This window comes from Actinocorallia lasiicapitis (assembly GCF_054778695.1).
Genome location: NZ_BAAGZI010000092.1, coordinates 1 through 17,873, shown reverse-complemented (window position 1 = coordinate 17,873; position 17,873 = coordinate 1). Strand labels below are relative to the sequence as shown.

19 protein-coding genes and 1 rRNA gene are annotated in these 17,873 nt (G+C 69.3%); 6 read left to right on the top strand and 14 right to left on the bottom strand.

Features of this window, described 5'->3' with window-relative positions:
* Positions 1-993: MFS transporter (locus ACYVE7_RS13360; RefSeq protein WP_460364970.1), on the top strand; the 993-nt coding region annotated here is incomplete at its 5' end.
* A 75-nt stretch (positions 994-1,068) separates the two neighbouring features.
* On the top strand, positions 1,069-1,287 hold the full coding sequence (locus tag ACYVE7_RS13355) for a hypothetical protein (RefSeq protein ID WP_460364969.1): 219 nt from the start codon (positions 1,069-1,071) through the stop codon (positions 1,285-1,287).
* A 96-nt stretch (positions 1,288-1,383) separates the two neighbouring features.
* Here the strand turns inward: ACYVE7_RS13355 and glnII are convergent, their stop codons facing one another.
* The 5 genes from glnII to ACYVE7_RS13330 all read right to left on the bottom strand — a co-directional run bounded on the left by glnII (position 1,384) and on the right by ACYVE7_RS13330 (position 6,691).
* The gene (gene glnII / locus ACYVE7_RS13350; protein ID WP_344832831.1) at positions 1,384-2,397 is read right to left on the bottom strand and encodes a glutamine synthetase GlnII; all 1,014 of its coding nucleotides are present in this window, start codon (positions 2,395-2,397) and stop codon (positions 1,384-1,386) included.
* 212 nt (positions 2,398-2,609) lie between these two features.
* Positions 2,610-3,938: an LLM class flavin-dependent oxidoreductase gene (locus ACYVE7_RS13345; RefSeq protein ID WP_460364968.1), complete on the bottom strand. Its 1,329-nt coding sequence runs from the start codon at positions 3,936-3,938 to the stop codon at positions 2,610-2,612.
* Positions 3,935-4,858 carry an ABC transporter permease gene (locus ACYVE7_RS13340; RefSeq protein ID WP_460364967.1) on the bottom strand — a complete coding sequence of 308 codons (924 nt, stop codon included), beginning with the start codon at positions 4,856-4,858 and terminating at the stop codon, positions 3,935-3,937. The genes ACYVE7_RS13345 and ACYVE7_RS13340 overlap by 4 nt, the downstream gene beginning before the upstream one ends.
* On the bottom strand, positions 4,851-5,678 hold the full coding sequence (locus tag ACYVE7_RS13335) for an ABC transporter ATP-binding protein (RefSeq protein WP_460364966.1): 828 nt from the start codon (positions 5,676-5,678) through the stop codon (positions 4,851-4,853). The genes ACYVE7_RS13340 and ACYVE7_RS13335 overlap by 8 nt, the downstream gene beginning before the upstream one ends.
* Complete coding sequence (locus tag ACYVE7_RS13330; RefSeq protein WP_460364964.1) at positions 5,675-6,691, bottom strand: ABC transporter substrate-binding protein; 1,017 nt, start codon at positions 6,689-6,691, stop codon at positions 5,675-5,677. Before ACYVE7_RS13330 ends, ACYVE7_RS13335 begins: the two co-directional genes overlap by 4 nt.
* A 198-nt stretch (positions 6,692-6,889) precedes the next feature.
* Between ACYVE7_RS13330 and ACYVE7_RS13325 the strand changes: the two genes are divergently transcribed.
* Complete coding sequence (locus ACYVE7_RS13325; RefSeq protein ID WP_460364963.1) at positions 6,890-7,333, top strand: limonene-1,2-epoxide hydrolase family protein; 444 nt, start codon at positions 6,890-6,892, stop codon at positions 7,331-7,333.
* A gap of 4 nt (positions 7,334-7,337) precedes the next feature.
* On the opposite strand, the gene ACYVE7_RS13320 is transcribed toward ACYVE7_RS13325, so the two are convergent.
* From ACYVE7_RS13320 to ACYVE7_RS13305, 4 genes are all read right to left on the bottom strand, one after another.
* Positions 7,338-8,405, bottom strand: coding sequence for a hypothetical protein (locus ACYVE7_RS13320; RefSeq protein ID WP_460364962.1), 1,068 nt, complete (start codon positions 8,403-8,405; stop codon positions 7,338-7,340).
* 117 nt (positions 8,406-8,522) lie between these two features.
* Positions 8,523-9,794 (bottom strand): citrate synthase, encoded by a 1,272-nt coding sequence (locus tag ACYVE7_RS13315; RefSeq protein WP_460364961.1) that lies wholly within the window; start codon positions 9,792-9,794, stop codon positions 8,523-8,525.
* 190 nt (positions 9,795-9,984) lie between these two features.
* Positions 9,985-10,470: a hypothetical protein gene (locus ACYVE7_RS13310; protein ID WP_460364960.1), complete on the bottom strand. Its 486-nt coding sequence runs from the start codon at positions 10,468-10,470 to the stop codon at positions 9,985-9,987.
* Between the two features lie 340 nt (positions 10,471-10,810).
* Positions 10,811-12,220, bottom strand: coding sequence for an MFS transporter (locus ACYVE7_RS13305; protein ID WP_460364959.1), 1,410 nt, complete (start codon positions 12,218-12,220; stop codon positions 10,811-10,813).
* A gap of 106 nt (positions 12,221-12,326) precedes the next feature.
* Between ACYVE7_RS13305 and ACYVE7_RS13300 the strand changes: the two genes are divergently transcribed.
* A complete protein-coding gene (locus tag ACYVE7_RS13300) occupies positions 12,327-12,875 on the top strand; it encodes a TetR/AcrR family transcriptional regulator (protein ID WP_460364958.1) in 549 nt (182 codons plus the stop codon).
* On the opposite strand, the gene ACYVE7_RS13295 is transcribed toward ACYVE7_RS13300, so the two are convergent.
* Positions 12,872-13,600 (bottom strand): hypothetical protein, encoded by a 729-nt coding sequence (locus tag ACYVE7_RS13295; protein ID WP_460364957.1) that lies wholly within the window; start codon positions 13,598-13,600, stop codon positions 12,872-12,874. The genes ACYVE7_RS13300 and ACYVE7_RS13295 overlap by 4 nt on opposite strands.
* 9 nt (positions 13,601-13,609) lie before the next feature.
* Positions 13,610-14,509, bottom strand: a complete 900-nt coding sequence (locus ACYVE7_RS13290) for a cyclase family protein (RefSeq protein WP_460364956.1) — start codon at positions 14,507-14,509, stop codon at positions 13,610-13,612.
* Between the two features lie 39 nt (positions 14,510-14,548).
* Here ACYVE7_RS13290 and ACYVE7_RS13285 point away from each other — a divergent pair, with 39 nt between their 5' ends.
* Together ACYVE7_RS13285 and ACYVE7_RS13280 are read left to right on the top strand one after the other, a co-directional pair.
* The gene (locus ACYVE7_RS13285) at positions 14,549-15,631 is read left to right on the top strand and encodes a DNA glycosylase AlkZ-like family protein (RefSeq protein ID WP_460364955.1); all 1,083 of its coding nucleotides are present in this window, start codon (positions 14,549-14,551) and stop codon (positions 15,629-15,631) included.
* A gap of 68 nt (positions 15,632-15,699) precedes the next feature.
* Positions 15,700-16,176, top strand: coding sequence for a YfbM family protein (locus ACYVE7_RS13280; RefSeq protein ID WP_460364954.1), 477 nt, complete (start codon positions 15,700-15,702; stop codon positions 16,174-16,176).
* Here ACYVE7_RS13280 and ACYVE7_RS13275 read toward each other — a convergent pair.
* The 3 genes from ACYVE7_RS13275 to rrf form a co-directional block, all read right to left on the bottom strand.
* Complete coding sequence (locus tag ACYVE7_RS13275; RefSeq protein WP_460364952.1) at positions 16,160-16,894, bottom strand: DUF4184 family protein; 735 nt, start codon at positions 16,892-16,894, stop codon at positions 16,160-16,162. The genes ACYVE7_RS13280 and ACYVE7_RS13275 overlap by 17 nt on opposite strands.
* Positions 16,894-17,538: a histidine phosphatase family protein gene (locus ACYVE7_RS13270; protein ID WP_460364951.1), complete on the bottom strand. Its 645-nt coding sequence runs from the start codon at positions 17,536-17,538 to the stop codon at positions 16,894-16,896. The genes ACYVE7_RS13275 and ACYVE7_RS13270 overlap by 1 nt, the downstream gene beginning before the upstream one ends.
* A gap of 55 nt (positions 17,539-17,593) precedes the next feature.
* A 5S ribosomal RNA gene (rrf, locus tag ACYVE7_RS13265) occupies positions 17,594-17,710 on the bottom strand.
* Positions 17,711-17,873 lie beyond the last annotated feature (163 nt).

Below are 17,873 nucleotides of genomic sequence, written 5' to 3'. Positions count from 1 at the left end.
GGCCCGGCCGCCCCGCTCTGGGCGGGCGTCGCCGCGTTCGTCGCGGGGCTCCTGCTGTCGGGGTTCGCCGACGGGATGGGGATGCTGGTGGCGGGCCGGGTGGTGATGGGGTTCGGCGGCGGGCTCGCCACGGTCGCCATGTACGTGGTGGTCGGCCAGGCCTACCCGGCGGAGCTGCATCCGAAGGTGTTCGCGGCGTTCGCGGGCGCGTGGCTGGTGCCGTCGCTGGTGGGGCCCTCGGTCGCCGGGTTCGTGGTGGAGCTGGCCGGGTGGCGGTGGGTGTTCCTGGCGGTGGCGCTGCTGGCCGTCCTCGGCACCGCGGGGTGGGCCGCCCTCAGCGGCGACGGCTCCCCCGACCCTTCGCCCTCGCTGGCCGCCCAGGGCCCTGGGGGCCAGAGGGTGCTGGTCAAAGCCGGCGAGAACTCCGCGAAGGCGACGTCGGAGACCCAGCCGGGCGGCGCGTCCCCCACCGCGTCCAAGAACGCGACGGACCCGACGGCCAAGCCGACGAACAGCCAGACCCCGGGCGGCGTCACCCCGACCCCGACCGACTCCGGCGTCGTCCCCCCGCCCGTCCCGACCCCCACCGACACCCCCACACCCACCCCGACGCCGACCCCGACACCCACCCCGACGCCCACGCCCACACCGACTCCGAAGCCGAAGAACCCCTACACCGCCACCCAGGTCTGCAACTCGGGCGGCAAGGGCGTGTTCAAGCTGCAGCGGATGACGAACTTCTCCGGCGGGCGCATCGTGCAGATGGTCAACGCGAACACCGGCGTCAAGTGCGTCGTCACCCTGAAGACGGTCGCGCTGGACCGCAAGACCAACATCTGGGTGAAGATCCGCCGCCAGTCCGACAACAAGGCCATCGGCGACCGCGGCGTCTACCAGTACTACGCGGGCCCGGTCTATCTGGCGGCCAAGGGCGTCAAGGTCCGGATTGCGGGCGGCGGCCCCGCGGGCAGCGCCTCGCTCGGCTGGGGCTGAGCCCGCGCCCTGCCGCTGGGGCGACTGTGCGCAACCACCGGAGAAACCGGTACAACGCGTGAGATGGTTGTCACCATGAGCGATCCTCGTGAGTGGACCTCGCGCCAGCGTGACGCGGTCCTCGCCTCCCTGCTGACCGAGCTGCTGGGCACGGTCCCGACCGAACGCACGTCCTGGTCGTCCGACAAGGACGAGCTGGAGCGCCGCACCGAACGGTCCCGCGAACTGTCCACCCAGATGGACCGCGCCGCCGCCGTCGCGCAGGAGCCGCTGCCGCGCGCTTCGTCCGACTGACCCGCGCCGGGGTCGGCGGAGAGTTGGTCTGGAAAACGCGGCGGCCCCCCGCAGCGGTGCTGCGGGGGGCCGGGCGGTGGAACTGGGCTCTGGGCGTCAGACCTGGCCGGCCTTCTCCAGGGCGGTGCAGCAGGTGTTGGTGATCATGCGGGTGACGATGTACGGGTCCATGTCGGCGTTGGGGCGACGGTCCTCGAGGTAGCCCTTGCGCTCGATCTCGACCTGCCAGGGCAGGCGGACGGAGGCGCCGCGGTTGGAGACGCCGTAGGAGAACTCGCTCCACTTGGCGGTCTCGTGGGCGCCGGTGAGGCGCTCCTCGGTGCCGGTGCCGTAGGCCTTGACGTGCTCGAGGAACTTCTCACCGAGCGCCTCGCACGCGGTGATGATGGGGTCGTAGCCCTCACGCATCGCCTTGGTGGAGAAGTTGGTGTGCGCGCCGGTGCCGTTCCAGTCGCCCTTGACCGGCTTGGCCTCGAGGGAGAACTGGACGCCCTGCTTCTCGGCGATGCGGAGCGCGAGGTAGCGGGCGACCCAGATGTGGTCGGAGACCTCTTCGGGGCCGGCCGGGCCGATCTGGAACTCCCACTGGCCGGGCATGACCTCGGCGTTGATGCCGGAGATCTTCAGACCGGCGGCGATGCAGGCGTCGAGGTGCTCTTCGACGATGTCGCGGCCGAAGACGTAGTTGCCGCCGGCGGCGCAGTAGTAGGGGCCCTGCGGGGCCGGGTAGCCGCCCTCGGGGAAGCCGAGCGGACGCCCGTCCTTCATGAGGGTGTACTCCTGCTCGATGCCGAACCAGGACTCCTGGTCCGCGAACTGCTCGGCGATCGGGGTGAGGAGGGCGCGGTGGTTGCTGGAGTGGGGGGTGCCGTCGACGTTCAGGACCTCGCAGAGGACCAGGACGCTGTCGCCGCCGCGCAGCGGGTCGGGGCAGGAGAAGACGGGCTTGAGCTGGCAGTCGGAGGAGGAGCCTTCGGCCTGGTTGGTGGAGGATCCGTCGAAGCCCCAGATCGGCAGCTCGGCGCCGTCCGCAAGGACGCGAGTCTTCGACCGCAGCTGGGCGGTGGGCTCGGTGCCGTCGATCCAGATGTACTCAGCCTTGAAGCTCATGGAAGTCCTTGCGTGGTCTGCGAGGGATGTGAAGCAGCGGGGTGTTGCTTGCAAGGAGAGTCTGCTGAGCCGCGATTTCGCGTCGATTGCCCTTTTGTAAACCCAATGTTAACTAAGTACCGTTCCAAGCCGCCTGAGCTGGGAACTTACCTTGCAGTAAGTGGTCTGGACCACAATCGCGCCCCCGCAGGGGCACGATCATGCCCTAATGATCAAGCTCGCGCCAGCTCCGTGGGCGTGGCGTAGCGGCTTTCCGGACGCTCCAAACCGTAGTTCTGGCGCAGCGTCGCACCACGGTACTCCCTCCGGAACAGCCCTCTGGCCTGGAGGATCGGCACGACGTGGTCGACGAAGTCCTCGATTCCGGCCGGATAATGCGGCGGCATCACATTGAATCCGTCGGCGGCGCCGTTCTCGAACCATTCCTGGATCTGGTCCGCGATCTGCTCGGGCGCACCGGCGATCACCCGGTGGCCGCGGCCGCCCGCGAGCCGTCCGATCAACTGGCGGACGGTGAGGCCGTCGCGGCGCGCCAGATCGGTGACGAGGTCGAACCGGGACTTTCCGCCCTCGGTGGTGGGCGGCAGTTCGGGCAGCGGCCCGTCCAGATCGGCCTCGGTCAGCTCGACGCCCAGCATCGACGAGAGCTGCGACAGCCCGTAGACCGGGTTGGTGAGCTCCTGGAACTCCCGCTCGAGCTGCTTGGCCTCGGCCTCGGTGGAGCCGATGAACGGGGAGATCCCCGGCAGCACCAGCAGTTCGTCCTCGCGGCGGCCGTAGCGGGCCAGACGGCTCTTGAGGTCGGAGTAGAAGGCCTTGCCCTCGGCGAGGGTCTGCTGGGCGGTGAAGACGGCCTCGGCCCACCGGGCCGCGAACTCCTTGCCGGTCTCCGACGAGCCCGCCTGGACGAGCAGCGGCCGTCCCTGCGGGCCGCGCGGCACGTTGAGCGGCCCGCGGACCTTGAAGTGCGGCCCCTCGTGGCCGATCTCATGGATCTTGCCGATGTCGGCGTACTCCCCCGACGTCTTGTCGCGCAGGACGGCGTCGTCCTCCCAGGAGTCCCAGAGCTTCAGCGCGACCTCGAGGAACTCGTCGGCGCGGGCGTACCGGTCGCCGTGGTCGGGCCGCTCGATCCCGAAGTTGTGGGCCTCGGGCTCGCTGGCGGAGGTGACGATGTTCCAGCCGGCGCGGCCGCCGCTGATGTGGTCGAGCGAGGCGAACTTGCGGGCCAGCGTGTACGGCTCGTTGTAGGTCGTCGACGCCGTCGCGATCAGCCCGATGTGCTCGGTGACGGCCGCGATCGCCGCCAGCAGCGTGATCGGCTCCAGCGCGCCGGTGGCGTTCAGCCGGACGTTCCCGAACAGGGCGACGCCGTCGGCGAAGAACACCGAGTCGAGCCTGCCGCGCTCGGCCGTCTGCGCGATCCGCTGGTAGTGCTTGACGTCGGTGACGTTCGCCGGGTCGGTCCTCGGGTGCCGCCAGGCCGCCTCGTGGTGCCCGACGCCCATGATGAAAGCGTTGAGATGGAGTTCGCGGCTCACTGGTTCGTCCTCCAGGTAGAGAAGCGCCGCTCCAGCCGGAGCAGCAGGTGGTTGGCGGCCAGGCCGATGGCGGAGATCGCCACGATCCCGGCGTACATGTCGGGGATGCGGAAGTTGAACTGGCTGTCGTTGATGAGGAATCCGAGCCCGGCCTTGGCGCCGACCATCTCGGCGGCGACGAGGATGAGGATCGAGTAGGCGCCGGCCAGCCGCACGCCCGTGAAGATCGTCGGCACGGCGGCGGGCAGGATCACCTTCTGGAAGAGCCGGTGGGCGGGGAGGCCGAGCGAGCGCGCCGACTTGATCAGCAGCGGGTCGACCCCCTTCACGCCGGCGATCGTGTTGAGCAGGATCGGCCAGGCGCACGCGTAGACCACGATCGAGATCTTGGACGTCTCGCCGAGCCCGAGCAGCAGCACGAACACGGGGAGCAGGGCGAGCGCGGCCGTGTTCCGGAACACCTCCAGCAGCGGGTTGAGGAAGTCGGCGACCGGCTTGTACCAGCCGAGCACCAGCCCGAGCGGCACGGAGACGCCCAGCGCGATCACGAATCCGGCGAACGACCGCAGGAGGCTGGCCTTGGTGTGCTCCCAGAGCGCGCCGCTCTGGGCGAGGTCCTTCAGCGCGACCAGCACCTCGGAGAACGGCGGCACGAACACCCGGTCGACCAGCCCGGTCCTGGGCACGATCTCCCAGAGGGCCAGGAACAGGGCGATCGCCAGCACGCTGCGGACGCCGCGCAGCACGGCCCGTCCGGTCGTCACCGCGCGGGACGGGCCCGCCGCCGCGACGACGGCCGCCGCGGGCTCGTTGCCCTTGACCTCGAGCAGGGTGGCCTCGTGGACCGTCGGCACGATCTCGTCTTGGGTCGTCAGCTCGTCTTGGGTCAGTTCGGCTTGGGTCAGCGTCGTGTCAGCCAACGGAGTTCACCGCCTCGCGTTCGTTCGCCTGCGCCGCCGCGACCTCGTCGCGGAGCTGGGTCCAGATGTGGTGCCGGTACTCGCCGAACCGCGGGTCGGCGCGGAGGTCGCCCTCGCGGGTGTCGAACGAGACGTCGACGATCTCCTTGATCCGTCCCGGCCGGGAGGTCATGATCGCCACGCGCTGGCCCAGGTAGACGGCCTCGTCGATGCCGTGGGTGATGAACACGACGGTCTTGCCGGTCCGCTCCCAGATGCCGAGCAGCTCCTCCTGGAGCGATTCGCGGGTCTGGGCGTCGAGGGCGGCGAACGGCTCGTCCATCAGCAGGACGTCGGGGTCGAACGCCAGCGACCTGGCGATCGCGACGCGCTGCCGCATCCCGCCGGAGAGCTCGTGGGGGTAGCGGTCCTCGAACCCGGTCAGCCCGACCAGGTCGAGGAACTCCTTCGCGCGTTCCCTCCGCTGCCGTTTGGGGATCTTCTTGGCCTCGAGCCCGAACTCGATGTTGCCCTGGGCGGTGCGCCACGGGAACAGCGCGTACTGCTGGAAGACGATCCCCCGGTCGAGCCCGGGGCCGGTGATCGGTTCGCCGTCGAGGAGGATCTCGCCGGTGGCGGGCTTCGTCAGCCCGGCGATCAGGTCGAGGAGGGTGGACTTGCCGCAGCCGGACGGGCCGACCAGGGTCAGGAACTCGCCCGTCCGCACGTCGAGGTCGATCTCGCTGACGGCCGTGAACTCGGCGGGCCGTCCCAGGTTCGCGCCCCGCACCCCGAACGTCTTGGTGACGCCCCGGATGCTGATCTTCGGCTGGGCGGTCACTTGGTGGCTCCGGCGGCGGCGTTGAACTCGTTGCTGTAAAGGTCGGCGGCCTTGACGCCCGGCTCGATCTCGCCGGCCTTGGTCAGCCAGTCGATCCAGATCTGGAAGTTCTTGTCGGCGATGACGCCGCCGGGCGCGCTGACCCCGTAGCCCTTGAAGAAGCCGATGGTCTGCAGGTCCTCGTTGCGGCCGCGGGCCGAGACGATCTCCTTCAGCTTGGTGATGACCTGGTCGCGGGGGGTGGTGCGGGCCCAGTCGAGCGCCTTGCCGACTCCGGTGACGAAGGTCTTGGCCTCGGCCGGGTGCTTGCTGATGAAGTCCTTGCGGAGCACGATCGAGCCGGCGTCGAACTCGCCGAACAGGTCGGTGTCCTTGAACAGCACCTCGACTCCGCCGCGCGCCTCGGCCTTGTCGCGCAGGATCCCGCCGAGCTGCGCGACGTCGATCTGCTTCTGCCGCAGCGACTGCTCGACGTTGACCGGCGGGACGACGACCAGCTCCACCTTCTTGATCTCGTCCTCGTTCAGCCCGCCGCGCTTCAGGTACTCGCGGATGACGGCCTCGGCGTGGGCGCCGAGCGTGTTGACGCCGATCTTCTTGCCGATGAGGTCGCGCGGCCCCTTGATCGGGCTCTCCTTGAGCTTGAAGAACCCCATGTAGGTGTCCTTGTCGCTGCCGTAGTAGCTGATCACGGCCTCGATCGGCGACTTCCGGGCGATCAGCTTGATCACCGCGCCGTTGAACGCGCCGCCGAAGTCGGTCTGCCCGGACGCCGCCGACTGGATGTCCTGCGGCCCGGAGATCGTGTTGCCGACCCATTTGAGCTTCAGCCCCGGCAGGTACCCGAGGTTCTCGGCGAGCTCGGCGGGGTGCACGGTCCCGGCCGCGCCCTGGTACCGCAGCTCGGTCGACCCGTCGGCCGTCTTCGTGGTCTCGTCCGACCCCCCGCAGGCGGTCAGCGCCGTGGTGGCCAGGAGGGTGACGGCGAGTGCGGCGTACCTGAGTCTGCGCATGGTGCTTCCTTGCTTAGGGGGGTTGCTAGGGGGGCCGAAGCGGCTCTGAAGACGAGAGAACCAGCTATTTCCTACCAAGTCAACTATTCATACTGGATTACCATGAAATATGACCGCCGTCACTGGCCCGCCGCTCCCCCACGGCGGCCGCCGGCCCGGCTACGGTGAGCGGAGTAGCCCTAGACCCCGGGAGTGGCGATGGCGGAGATGGCGGAGCAGAGTTCGGTCGAGACGGTGCGGGCGTTTCTCGGTGCGCTGGAGGAGCTCGATGTGGATGCGGCGGTGGCGCTGCTCGCGGACGGGGTGTTCTATCAGAATGTTCCGCTGCCGGCGGCGCGGGGGAAGAAGGCCGTCGAGCGGCAGTTGCGGCTGATGGCGAAGTACGCGACGGGGTTCGAGGCGCGGCTGCACCACATCGCGGCGAACGGGACGACCGTGCTGACCGAGCGGACCGACGTGCTGGAGCGCGGCGCGTGGCGGTCGGAGTTCTGGGTGTGCGGCACGTTCGAGACCCGCGACGGCAAGATCACGCTGTGGCGGGAGTACTTCGACTGGACGACGCTCCTGCTGGCGAGCGCGAAGGGGGTCGGCGGCGTGCTCCGCGCACGGCTCGCCGGCCCGCCTCGTCCCGTCAAGGGCTGACCGGTCAGCCCGCCTTGATCTGGTAGACGGCCGCGTCGTAGCCGCCGCCCTTGGTGCCGGCGCTGCCCGCGCCGAGGAACGTGCCGGTGCCGGGGATCCGGACGACGTCGTCGATCCCGGAGTCCGTGCCGACGACCCGTCCGGCCGTCTTCGACGCCCAGCGGCCGTCGGCGGTGCGGTGGTAGAGCACCGTCGTCGGGTCGGCCGACTCGCTGAACGGCGACCCGACGAACCAGAGCCCGCCCTTACCGTCCGGGAGCGGCTTGCCGAGCCCGGCCTTGGGCACCGGTGTGACGGCCTTCCACGCGCCGTCACGGAAGCGCAGCAGGATCTGCTGGGCGCCGTCGACGCTGGGCTCGGCCAGGTCGGCGAGCCGGAACGCCGACAGCCACACCTCGCCGCCGGCCGCCGCGAGCCCGCTGACGATCGTCATGCCCTTCCCGCCGCGCGGCAGCAGCGCCCCCGGGTCGCTGAGCTTCCACCGTCCGCCCGCGTACCGGAAGATCCGGACCTTCCCCTTGTCGCTCAGGGTCTGCGCCCAGAGGGTCTTGCCGCCGTACGCCGCCGCCCAGACCGAGTCCGGGGTCTTCAGGGTGCTCCAGCGTTTGCCGTCGAACCGCAGCGCCCGCGCCCTGCCCCCGTCGAAGGCGACGACCCGCCCCTTGCCGGTGGCGACGACGGAGACGACCGCCCGCCCGTCCCACCGCCGCGGGACGCTCCACCGCGTCCCGTTCCAGTGCAGCAGATAGGTCGGCTTGGCATGGGCCAGATCCGATCCGACGGCCCAGATGTCCTTCGCCGACGCCGCGCTGGCCAGCTCGATGCTGCCGCGGAGCCCCGACGGCAGCGCGACCCGCTTCCACCCGGCGCCCGACTTCCGGTAGGCCAGCGGCTTGCCCCGGTGGTCGCCGTGCGACCCCCCGAACGCCCAGACGTTCTTGGCGTCCGGCGCCACGATCGCGCTGAACTTGTCGGGCACCGCGGTCCTGCTCGTCCACACCGGCGCCAGCACCGGTGCGGGCGCCGCCAGCGCGAGGGCCAGGACCCCGCCGATCACCCCATGCTCCATCATGAGCGGCCACTGTGCCATAACCCACCCAAACCCACCAGACCGTCCAATAACGGCGGGAACAGCGAAGCCCGCCGCTCCCAACGGGAGGGCGGGCTTCACCGAGCTCGGAGGCGCGTACTACGCGGGGTAGTGGCGCTCCGGGGAGCCGACGTAGACCTGGCGCGGACGGCCGATCTTGGTGGCCGGGTCGGTGATCATCTCACGCCACTGGGCGATCCAGCCGGGAAGACGGCCGAGGGCGAACAGCACCGTGAAGGCGTTGACCGGGAAGCCGAGCGCCTTGTAGATCACGCCGGTGTAGAAGTCGACGTTCGGGTAGAGCTTGCGCTCCACGAAGTAGTCGTCGGCCAGCGCGACCTCTTCGAGCTGCATGGCGAGGTCGAGCATCGGGTCGGAGACGCCGAGCGAGTCCAGGACCTTGCGGGTGGCCTTCTTGACGACCGCGGCGCGCGGGTCGTAGCTGCGGTAGACGCGGTGCCCGAAGCCCATGAGCTTCACGCCGTCTTCCTTGTTCTTGACCTTGTTCACGAACGTGCGGACGTCGTCGCCGCTCTCGTGGATGCCCTGGAGCATCTCCAGGACGGCCTGGTTGGCGCCGCCGTGCAGCGGGCCCCACAGCGCGTTGACGCCGGCCGAGACCGAGGAGAACAGGTTGGCGTTGGACGAGCCCACCATGCGCACGGTCGCGGTCGAGCAGTTCTGCTCATGGTCGGCGTGCAGGATGAACAGCATGTCGAGGATCTTGGCGATCTCGGGGTCGACTTCGTAGTTCTGCGCCGGGAAGCCGAACGTCATGCGCAGGAAGTTCTCGACGTAGCCGAGCGAGTTGTCCGGGTACAGCAGCGGCTGCCCCACGGACGACTTGTAGGCGTACGCGGCGATGGTGGGGAGCTTGGCCATCAGCCGGATGGTCGAGATGTCGACCTGCTCCTTGTCGAACGGGTCGAGGGAGTCCGGGTAGTAGGTGGCCAGCGCGGACACCGCGGACGACACGACCGCCATCGGGTGCGCGGAGGACGGGAAGCCGGAGAAGAACGACTTGAACCGCTCGTGCAGCAGGGTGCGGTGCTTGATCTGCTCCTCGAAGTCCGACAGCTGCGCCGGGGTGGGCAGCTCGCCGTAGATGAGGAGGTAGGAGGTCTCGAGGAAGGTCGACTTCTCGGCCAGCTCCTCGATGGGGTACCCGCGGTAGCGCAGGATGCCGGCGTCGCCGTCGATGTAGGTGATCGCGGACGCGCAGGAAGCGGTGTTCACGAACCCCGGGTCGAGGGTGACGTAGCCCGTCTCTTTCAGAAGTTTCGAGATTCCGAGACCGCCAGGGCCCTCGGTCGCCTCGGTTACTTCCAGGGGCAGACGCCCGCCCTTGTGCTCAAGCCCGAAGTCGGACATTGCTCTCCCGCTCTCCCGGTGTGACGTTCGGTGTCCGTCTGGTCGGACCCGTCCTGCTGGGGCTTCCAGTCTGCCGTGTGCGCGCACATGACCCGACCGAGGGGTGACCCCTACGGGAGGTTAGACCTGTTGCCCCTTGGGTTTGTAACGCGGGGGCCGTGAGCTAGTTCACACGAAAGTAATCAAACACTTACGGCTTGAGTCGGGGACGGGCCGCCAGAAAGGCCAGCAGCAGGTCCCGCGTCAGTTCCAGACCGGCCGCGCGCTGCTCCACGGAGACGCCCTCGGGCACCTTGTGGTGTTCCGCGGCACGGGCGAGCAGCAGCTTCAGATCGTCGTCGGCGATCGCGGCCGAGCAGGCGGCGCACACCGACCAGGGGGAGGAGTAGTCGAAGGTGCGGTCGCCGGAGTGCAGCCGGACGGGCCGCGCCTCGTCGAGCTCCCACGTGTTGACGAAGCCGCGCGGGGTCGGCGCGGTGATCCCGCAGCAGTCGCAGCCCGTCAGGGCGACGGCCCTGGGGTCGGCGAGCGCGGGCAGCGGTTCGTGGTCCCAGTCGCCGCCGGGGCGCATCGGGTGGTCGTACCGGAGGGTCGCCAGCTCCCCGTCCACATAGGTCTCGGTGAAGTTCAGGGGGCTGTCGCATTCGAGGCACACCATCTGGATGGCGGTTTCCATGAATCCTCCGGGTGACACTTTGACACTGGGGTAACAGAATCATCAACAGAGTCGATCATTTGACTATTCCACTCCCAGGGTAGGGGGGGTCACAGGGCATTACGCCGCCGGGGCTTTACCAGCGCCTGACCAGGCGCTCCGTCCCTGCGGGTGCGGGCTGCCGAGATTTCCAGAAGGAAAGAGATCGTTCTAGTCCGCCGACCTGAAGGCGGGCGCCGACATTCGTCGGAAACCCTTCAACCACCGACGAGGCAGAAACGCGACAATGCCTTATGACATAAGGCCTTCGCCGGTCCGGCGGGCCGCGATCAGCGGCCCCCCGACACCATGATCCTGACGCTCAGACGGCGACCGGGACCTTCTGGAGCGCGTCCTGCGGGGCGGGCTTCAGGCTGAGGGACAGCAGGGCTCCGGCGGCTGCGAAGACGATGCCGACGAGCAGGGCCACATGGAAGCCTTCGGCGAACGCGACGGCCGGGTGCTGAGCGTCCGAGCCGGACGTCACCGAGGCGGCGACGCTGACCAGGATCGCCAGGCCGAGCGTCCCGCCGATCTGCTGGGTGGTGTTGAGCAGCCCGGAGGCCAGCCCGGCCTCGTTGGGCGCGGCGCCCATCGTCGCGGCGACGCTGGAGGCCACCCAGGTCATCCCGCCGCCGAACCCGAGCACCAGCGACGGCCCGAGGACGTCCTCGAGGTAGCTGCCGTTGGGGGCGCCGAGCTGCGCGAACCAGAGCAGCCCGATCCCGACGACCGTGAAGCCGCCGGCCGCGAGCAGTTTCGGCCCGAACCGGGTGACGAGGTTGGAGGTCAGCCCGGCCGCGACCGCGACGGCCAGCGCGACCGGGGTCTGCGCGAGCCCCGCCTTCAGCGGCTCGTATCCGAGCACCTGCTGGACGTACATGGTCATGGTGAAGAACACCGGGATCATCGACGCCGCGATCATGAAGCTGACCAGGTTGGAGCGGCCCAGCTTCGCCAGCACCGGCAGCGGTGCGAGCGGGCTGGCGCTCCTGGCCTGGACCAGCACGAACAGCCCGACCAGGACGGCCGCGCCGACCAGCTCGCCGAGCGTGGTCGCCGACCCCCAGCCCTCCTCCTGGGCGTTGACGATCGCGTAGACCGCGAGCCCGATCCCGGACGTCACGAACACCGCGCCCAGCAGGTCGAAGCCGCGCTGCGAACGGTCCCGCGCCTCGGGCAGCAGGACGGGCGCGAGCGCGATCGCCGCGAGCCCGATCGGGACGTTCACGAACAGGACCGCCTCCCAGCCGAACGCCTCGGTCAGCACCCCGCCGAGGATCGCGCCCGCCGCGCCGCCGGAACCGGCGACGGCGCCGAACACGCCGAGCGCCTTGTTCCGCTCGGCCCCCTCGGCGAACAGGGTCATCACCAGGGAGAGGGCCGCGGGGGCGACGACGGCCGCGCCGAGCCCCTGGAAGGCCCGCGCGCCGATCAGCAGCTCGGCGGTGGACGCGAAACCGCCCGCGAGGGAGCCCGCGGTGAACAGCCCCATCCCGACCATGAACATCAGCCGGCGGCCCGCGAGGTCGGCGAGCCTGCCGCCGAGCAGCAGGAACCCGCCGAACGCGAGCGTGTAGGCGTTGACGATCCAGGAGAGGTCCGACTGGACCATGTCCAGCTCCCGGCCGATGGACGGCAGGGCGACGTTGACGATCGACGCGTCGAGGATGAGCACGAACTGGGTGGCCGCCAGGAGGGCCAGCGCCAGTCCCTTGCGGGGGGCTGTCATAGGTCTCACACCTTAACTGGAAGATGAATTCCGGTTCCGCTTACCCGAGGAACATACGGAACCCTGATTCCGCTTGTCAACGCCGACGGGTACAGTGATGCGCATCATGGAGAACGGACGGCAACTGAGGGCTGACGCGCGGCGCAACCGCGAGCGCATCATGGCCGCCGCGCGGGCGGTGTTCCTGGAGGCGGGCGAGGACGTCCAGATGGAGCCGATCGCCAAACGCGCGGGCGTCGGCATCGGGACGGTCTACCGCAACTTCCCCACCAAGCAGATCCTGATCGAGGAGGTCTGCCGGCAGTGGGTCGAGCAGCGCCGGATCGCGACCGAGGAGTGCCTGCTGGTCGAGGACCCGGCCGAGGCGTTCACCCGGTTCGTCGTCGGGGCGTCGGAGTCGATGGCCCGCGACGCCGGGATCCGCAAGGCCCTCGGCGGCCCCGAGAAGGGCGGAGCGTCCCCCGAGGCGGACGAGGCGCACCTCCGCCAGCTCGAGGCCCTGCTCGCCAAGGTCCAGCCCGCGGGCGTCGTCAGGGCCGACCTCGCCGCGATCGACCTGTTCGGAATGATGTGCGGGATGGCGTTCGCGATCTACCGCGGCGCCGCAGTAGATCGCTGCGCGCAGACCCTGCTCAGGGGCCTGCGCCCCGCCTAAACCAGACGGGCGAGGCGGTCGCGGGCGAAGGTCAGGTTGGCGTGGAACGGGGCCGTCAGTTCGGGGCGCGGCACTTCGGCGAGCTCGGCGAACGCCTTGGTGAGCAGGTCGTGGGCCAGTTCCAGCGGGAGCGTCGCGACGACGACCTCGCCCTCCTCCAGCGTGCGGCGCAGTTCGGTGCGCATCCCCAGCATGTCGCCGACCGCGACGAGCTGGACGGGCAGGCCCGCCGAGAGCGAGACCGACAGGCCGTGGTGGCCGGAGCCGTCCGGGTAGCGGAACTCGACGAGGAGCTGGGTGCGGTCGAGGGTGCCGTCCTGAATCGAGGCGGCGTCGACGGCCTTGGCCGTCCCGACCAGGTCCAGCCAGTCCGGACGCTCGGTCAGCAGCGGGTTCCGCAGGTCCGCGGCCGACTTCCCGGCCGTGGCGCGCAGCTCGGCGGGGCCGATCGCGGCCAGCACCGACAGGAAGGCGTGCGCGCCGGGGGTGCCGGCGCGGCGCTGCACCTTGATCAGGTCGCCGAGGGCCTTCAGATACGACTCGTCGTCGGGCGCGGCGGAGTGCAGCTCGCCGAGCTGGGCGGAGAGCCACAGCTCGGCGCTCAGCGGATCGGGCTGGCGCAGCAGTTCCGCGCCGGAGCGGACATAAAGCTCGTACACCGGCAGAAGCCCCGGCAGCGCCAGCTTGGGCGGGCCGGGGACGACACGGAACAGGTTGTCGCTCACCCGTCCAGGTTACTCCTCGGTAATGACCGCGTAGGCGCGGACCGGGAAGGTTCCCACCCCGACGATCATCGGGGGCGCGGCATGGAACCGGAACCCGTGCGGCGGCAGCTGCTCCAGGCCCGTCAGATGCTCGACGATCGGGATGCCCGCCGCCAGCAGCGCCGAGTGCGCCGGACGCTCCCCGCCAGAAGTCCCGTCGATGTTCAGCGAGTCGATCCCGACCAGGGCGGCGCCCTCGGCGGCCAGCCACTCGGCGGCGTCGGCGGTCAGATGCGGGTGGTCGGCCGCGTAGCCGTCGGTGCCCCAGTGCGCCGCGTGACCGGTATGGATCAGCACGGCGCGGCCCAGGACGTCGTGCGGGAGCAGCAGATCCCGGGTGATCTCCCGGACGTCGCCCGCCCTGACCACGATCCCCTCCAGATCGGCCAGCGCGCTCAGCGGGACCCCCGAAAGGTCCTCGCCGTTCTCGAACCGGTGCAGCGGGGAGTCCAGATAGGTGCCGGTGTTGCCGATCATCTCGATGGTCGCGAAGTGGAACTCGGTGCCCGGCGCGTAGTTCCGGCGGGACTCCTCATGCGAGAGGTGCACGCCGATCTTCGGCGCGGGCAGCCCCGGGTAGGTGATCATCCCGTCGGTGATCTGGTGGCTGAGCTCGACCACCCGCCGACCCTGGACGTCCGTCGCGGTCCCCCGCGAACCCTTGTGCAGCTCCTTGATCAACGTCTTGTTGGAGATCCGCACGGTGCCGACCATGAGCAGCCCCATATGCCGGACGAACAGCGCGCCCAGCTCCTCGTCGGAGATGTCGTCTCCGGGGATGTCCAGCCGGAACTCCTGCGCCTGGAGCGCGCCGCCGTTGGCGAACTCCACCTCGGCATCGAACTGGACACGCCACTGATCAATCGTCATAGCGGACATCCTGCCGCAGCTTCTGCCTACTCTGGAGGGGTGACGATCTCCAGTGCGAAGAAGATCACGACCAATCGTGCCCAGGTGCTGGCCTACCGGGTGGCGGCGCACCGGTTCGACCGGTCCTCCGCCGAACCGGAGGTGCTCGCGCTGGGTGTCCAGGACACGCCGTACGGGTCGGCCCGGCTCGCGCTCGCGGCGCGCGGGGCGTCCGACGAGGGGCTGCCGCTGGTCTGGGGGGTGCGGGGCGCACCCCATCTCCACCGTAAGGCCGACCTCTCCGCGCTGGCCAGTGCACTCTGGCCGCTGAGCGACGCCGACGCCACCGCCCGGATCAACAGCTCCGTGATCAAAGACGGGGCGAAGCTGGGGATCGCGGCGTTCCAGGCGGCGGCCGAGGCGTTCCGTGCGACCGTGCGGACGGAGCTCCCGAAAGGGGAGGTCAGCAGGGCCGTCAGCGCGCTGGTACCGGCCGAGCTGACCTTCTGGTGCAAGACCTGCGGATCCCAGCACATCTCGGGCGCGCTGTTCCAGCAGGCCGGGCTGTTCGGCGGGGTCGGGCTGGCCGTCGACCGGGGCAAGACCCTGATCGCGCCGCTGCCCGACCCGTTCCCCGTCCCCGCGGCGGCGTCGGGTACCGCCGGCTACCTCGCGACCTATCTGCGGCTGCTCGGCCCCGGCACCCCCGCCGAAACCGCCAAGTTCCTCGGCACCACGGTGACCGCCGCGAAAACGGCCTGGCCGGACGGGCTCGTCCACGTCGACGTCGACGGCGTCCCGCTCTGGTTCCCCGAGGCCGAGGCCAGCGCGCTGCTGTCCGCCGCCGCGGCGTCCGGGCTGCTGCGGCTGCTCCCGCCCGGCGACCCGTACCTGCAGACCAGGAACCGGCCCTTCCTCGTCCCCGACAAGGACAGGGAGAAGGAGCTGTGGCGGCCGCTCGGCAACCCCGGAGCCGTCCTGCTCGACGGGGAGATCGCGGGCACCTGGCGGACGGCGCGCAGCGGCTCCCGGCTCGATCTGACCGTCACGGCGTTCACACCACTCCCCCGCGCGCTGCTCGAAGCCGAAGCGGAGACCGTCGCGACGGCCAAGGGCGCGAGCTCCGTCCGGATCGTCGGCTGACGGCGGCTGGCCTGCCGGTCGCCGCGACGCTAACGTGGCGGCCCTGGGACCGGCGGAAAGGCGGAGTTGTGATCGGTTTGGGGGTGCATTTCGCGCTGACGCCCGAGCAGGAGGACGCGCTGCACGCGACGGTCGACGAGACGGCGGTCGTCGCGCTGCTCGACCGCATCGAAGCGGCCGACGGCGACCTGGTCGAATCCGACCAGGCATGGGACGTGATCCACCGGTGCCTCACCGACGGCACCCTCGACGGCGACGCGTACCCGCTCAGCCTGGCCGTCCTCGGCGGCGAAGAGTTCCTGTCCGACACCGACGGAACCGTCGCCTACATCGCACCGCACGAGGTCAAGGACGTGGCGTCGGCACTGTCGACCTGGAGCCTGGACACCTTCACGGCCCGCTACCGCGCCCTCCCCGACGACTTCCCCGGAGCCCTCGACGACGACGGGCTCGCCTACGCCTGGGAGCACTTCGAGGAACTCCGCGCCTTCTTCGACCGGACGGCCGCGGCGGGCCACGCCGCCCTGTTCACGATGGGCGTCTGAACAGGCCCCCGGCCGCGACCGCGTAGCAGAACAGCGCGGCGAACGCGCCGACCATGACACCCACCACACCGTGCTGGAGCTGCCCGGCGTCACCCCGCACCCAGATCCCGTGGGCGGCGCCCGCCAGAGCCGCCACGACCGTCACGACCGCGGTCACCACCCGCAGCGCCCTCGACGCCGCAGGCGCCGGATCAGCGACCGGCTCGGCCCGCCGCAACCAGCGGACACCCCAGACCGCCAGGACGACCAGACCGAAAACCCCCGAGCCGTACTGGAGATACCGGTAAATCGGGAAAACACCGACCTGCTCGGCGAGAAACGGCAGCCGCTGAACGACAGGCCCCGTCCTATGGGTGAAGGCATCCCACGCGACATGAGTGGCCTCCCCGACCAGAAGCGCCACCAGAACCCAGAGAACGTCCCAAGGCGAACGGAGCCTGAACGCCCCAGCCGGCACCGTCAAACGCTCCCGCAAACCCAACGGAGCCAACGCCAACAACGGACGCTTGAACAGACCATGGAACAGAACGAAAAGAACCACCGAGAACAACAACGTGACCGTGAACAGCCCCACCAGACCATGGCTCTCCGAGCGGGAACTCACCGGAGCGAACAACGGAACATCCGGCGCCATCGCCCCCACCGCCAACGCCGACGGCAACAACACACCCCGCCGCAACGGCAGAACCGCCGCCACATGACTCACCGTGAACGGCATCACTCACCACCCGTCACCATCTCGGCCGGCAGATGCGCCGTCGAACCCGCACGCACCAACCGACGCTCCCCCAACGAAAGCTCCACAATGCAGCCGTTCGGAGTCACAAAATTCCGAACGAACAACCGGAACCGCTCCAGATCAGCCTTCTCCGGCACCGACACCCCTGACAGAACCGACCAGACCACAGCCCGCATGAACAGACCATGCGTGAACACCGCGACGAAACCCTCACGAGCCGACAGATCATCAAGGCATTTCGTCGCCCTACCGAACAGATCAGAGAAAGACTCACCACCCTCGAACCGAAAATCCGGATCCGCGCCATCCCAGAACCGGCGCGCCAACGGCCGACGCTCCTCCACCGTCGACGCCCCACCCAGATCACCCAGATAAGTGAACTCCTCCACCGGCCACTCCTCATACGCCGACTCAACAAACCGCAACCGCGTCGGAACCGCCGTCTGCTTCGCCCGCACAAAAGAAGACGCCACAATCAGATCCGGCGCCTCACGGAAAGCCGTCATCACATGCGCCGCCTGCCGGCGACCCACCTCCGTCAACGGAGAACCACCCGGCGAACCACTCGGAAACCCAGCGTTCGACTCACTCTGACCATGCCTGACCAGCCACACACGCGTCATACCTATAAAATAGCGAAAGGCCCCGGACAAATGTCCAGGGCCTCTCAACAAATAATTGCGGCGGTGTCCTACTCTCCCACACAGTCTCCCATGCAGTACCATCGGCGCTGAAGGGCTTAACTTCCGGGTTCGGGATGGGACCGGGTGTTTCCCCTACGCAAATACCGCCGCAAAGTCTTTTGAATTATAGTGCAGATTCTACCAGCTGTTTTCTGGGAACCGCACAGGGACGCGAGCACACAAGCAGGATCTCGGATCATGGTTGTGTGTTGGTTAAGTCGCTCGGCCTATTAGTACCGGTCGACTCCACACCTTGCGGTGCTTCCATCTCCGGC

What these genes read in the sequence shown, in the direction of transcription:
- ACYVE7_RS13270 (WP_460364951.1), bottom strand. Translation starts at nt 17,538, where the DNA reads ATGACGCGTGTGTGGCTGGTCAGGCATGGTCAGAGTGAGTCGAACGCT.
- glnII (WP_344832831.1), bottom strand. Translation starts at nt 2,397, where the DNA reads ATGAGCTTCAAGGCTGAGTACATCTGGATCGACGGCACCGAGCCCACC.
- ACYVE7_RS13310 (WP_460364960.1), bottom strand. Translation starts at nt 10,470, where the DNA reads ATGGAAACCGCCATCCAGATGGTGTGCCTCGAATGCGACAGCCCCCTG.
- ACYVE7_RS13315 (WP_460364961.1), bottom strand. Translation starts at nt 9,794, where the DNA reads ATGTCCGACTTCGGGCTTGAGCACAAGGGCGGGCGTCTGCCCCTGGAA.
- ACYVE7_RS13330 (WP_460364964.1), bottom strand. Translation starts at nt 6,691, where the DNA reads ATGCGCAGACTCAGGTACGCCGCACTCGCCGTCACCCTCCTGGCCACC.
- ACYVE7_RS13325 (WP_460364963.1), top strand. Translation starts at nt 6,890, where the DNA reads ATGGCGGAGATGGCGGAGCAGAGTTCGGTCGAGACGGTGCGGGCGTTT.
- ACYVE7_RS13300 (WP_460364958.1), top strand. Translation starts at nt 12,327, where the DNA reads ATGGAGAACGGACGGCAACTGAGGGCTGACGCGCGGCGCAACCGCGAG.
- ACYVE7_RS13290 (WP_460364956.1), bottom strand. Translation starts at nt 14,509, where the DNA reads ATGACGATTGATCAGTGGCGTGTCCAGTTCGATGCCGAGGTGGAGTTC.
- ACYVE7_RS13275 (WP_460364952.1), bottom strand. Translation starts at nt 16,894, where the DNA reads ATGCCGTTCACGGTGAGTCATGTGGCGGCGGTTCTGCCGTTGCGGCGG.
- ACYVE7_RS13355 (WP_460364969.1), top strand. Translation starts at nt 1,069, where the DNA reads ATGAGCGATCCTCGTGAGTGGACCTCGCGCCAGCGTGACGCGGTCCTC.
- ACYVE7_RS13320 (WP_460364962.1), bottom strand. Translation starts at nt 8,405, where the DNA reads ATGATGGAGCATGGGGTGATCGGCGGGGTCCTGGCCCTCGCGCTGGCG.
- ACYVE7_RS13305 (WP_460364959.1), bottom strand. Translation starts at nt 12,220, where the DNA reads ATGACAGCCCCCCGCAAGGGACTGGCGCTGGCCCTCCTGGCGGCCACC.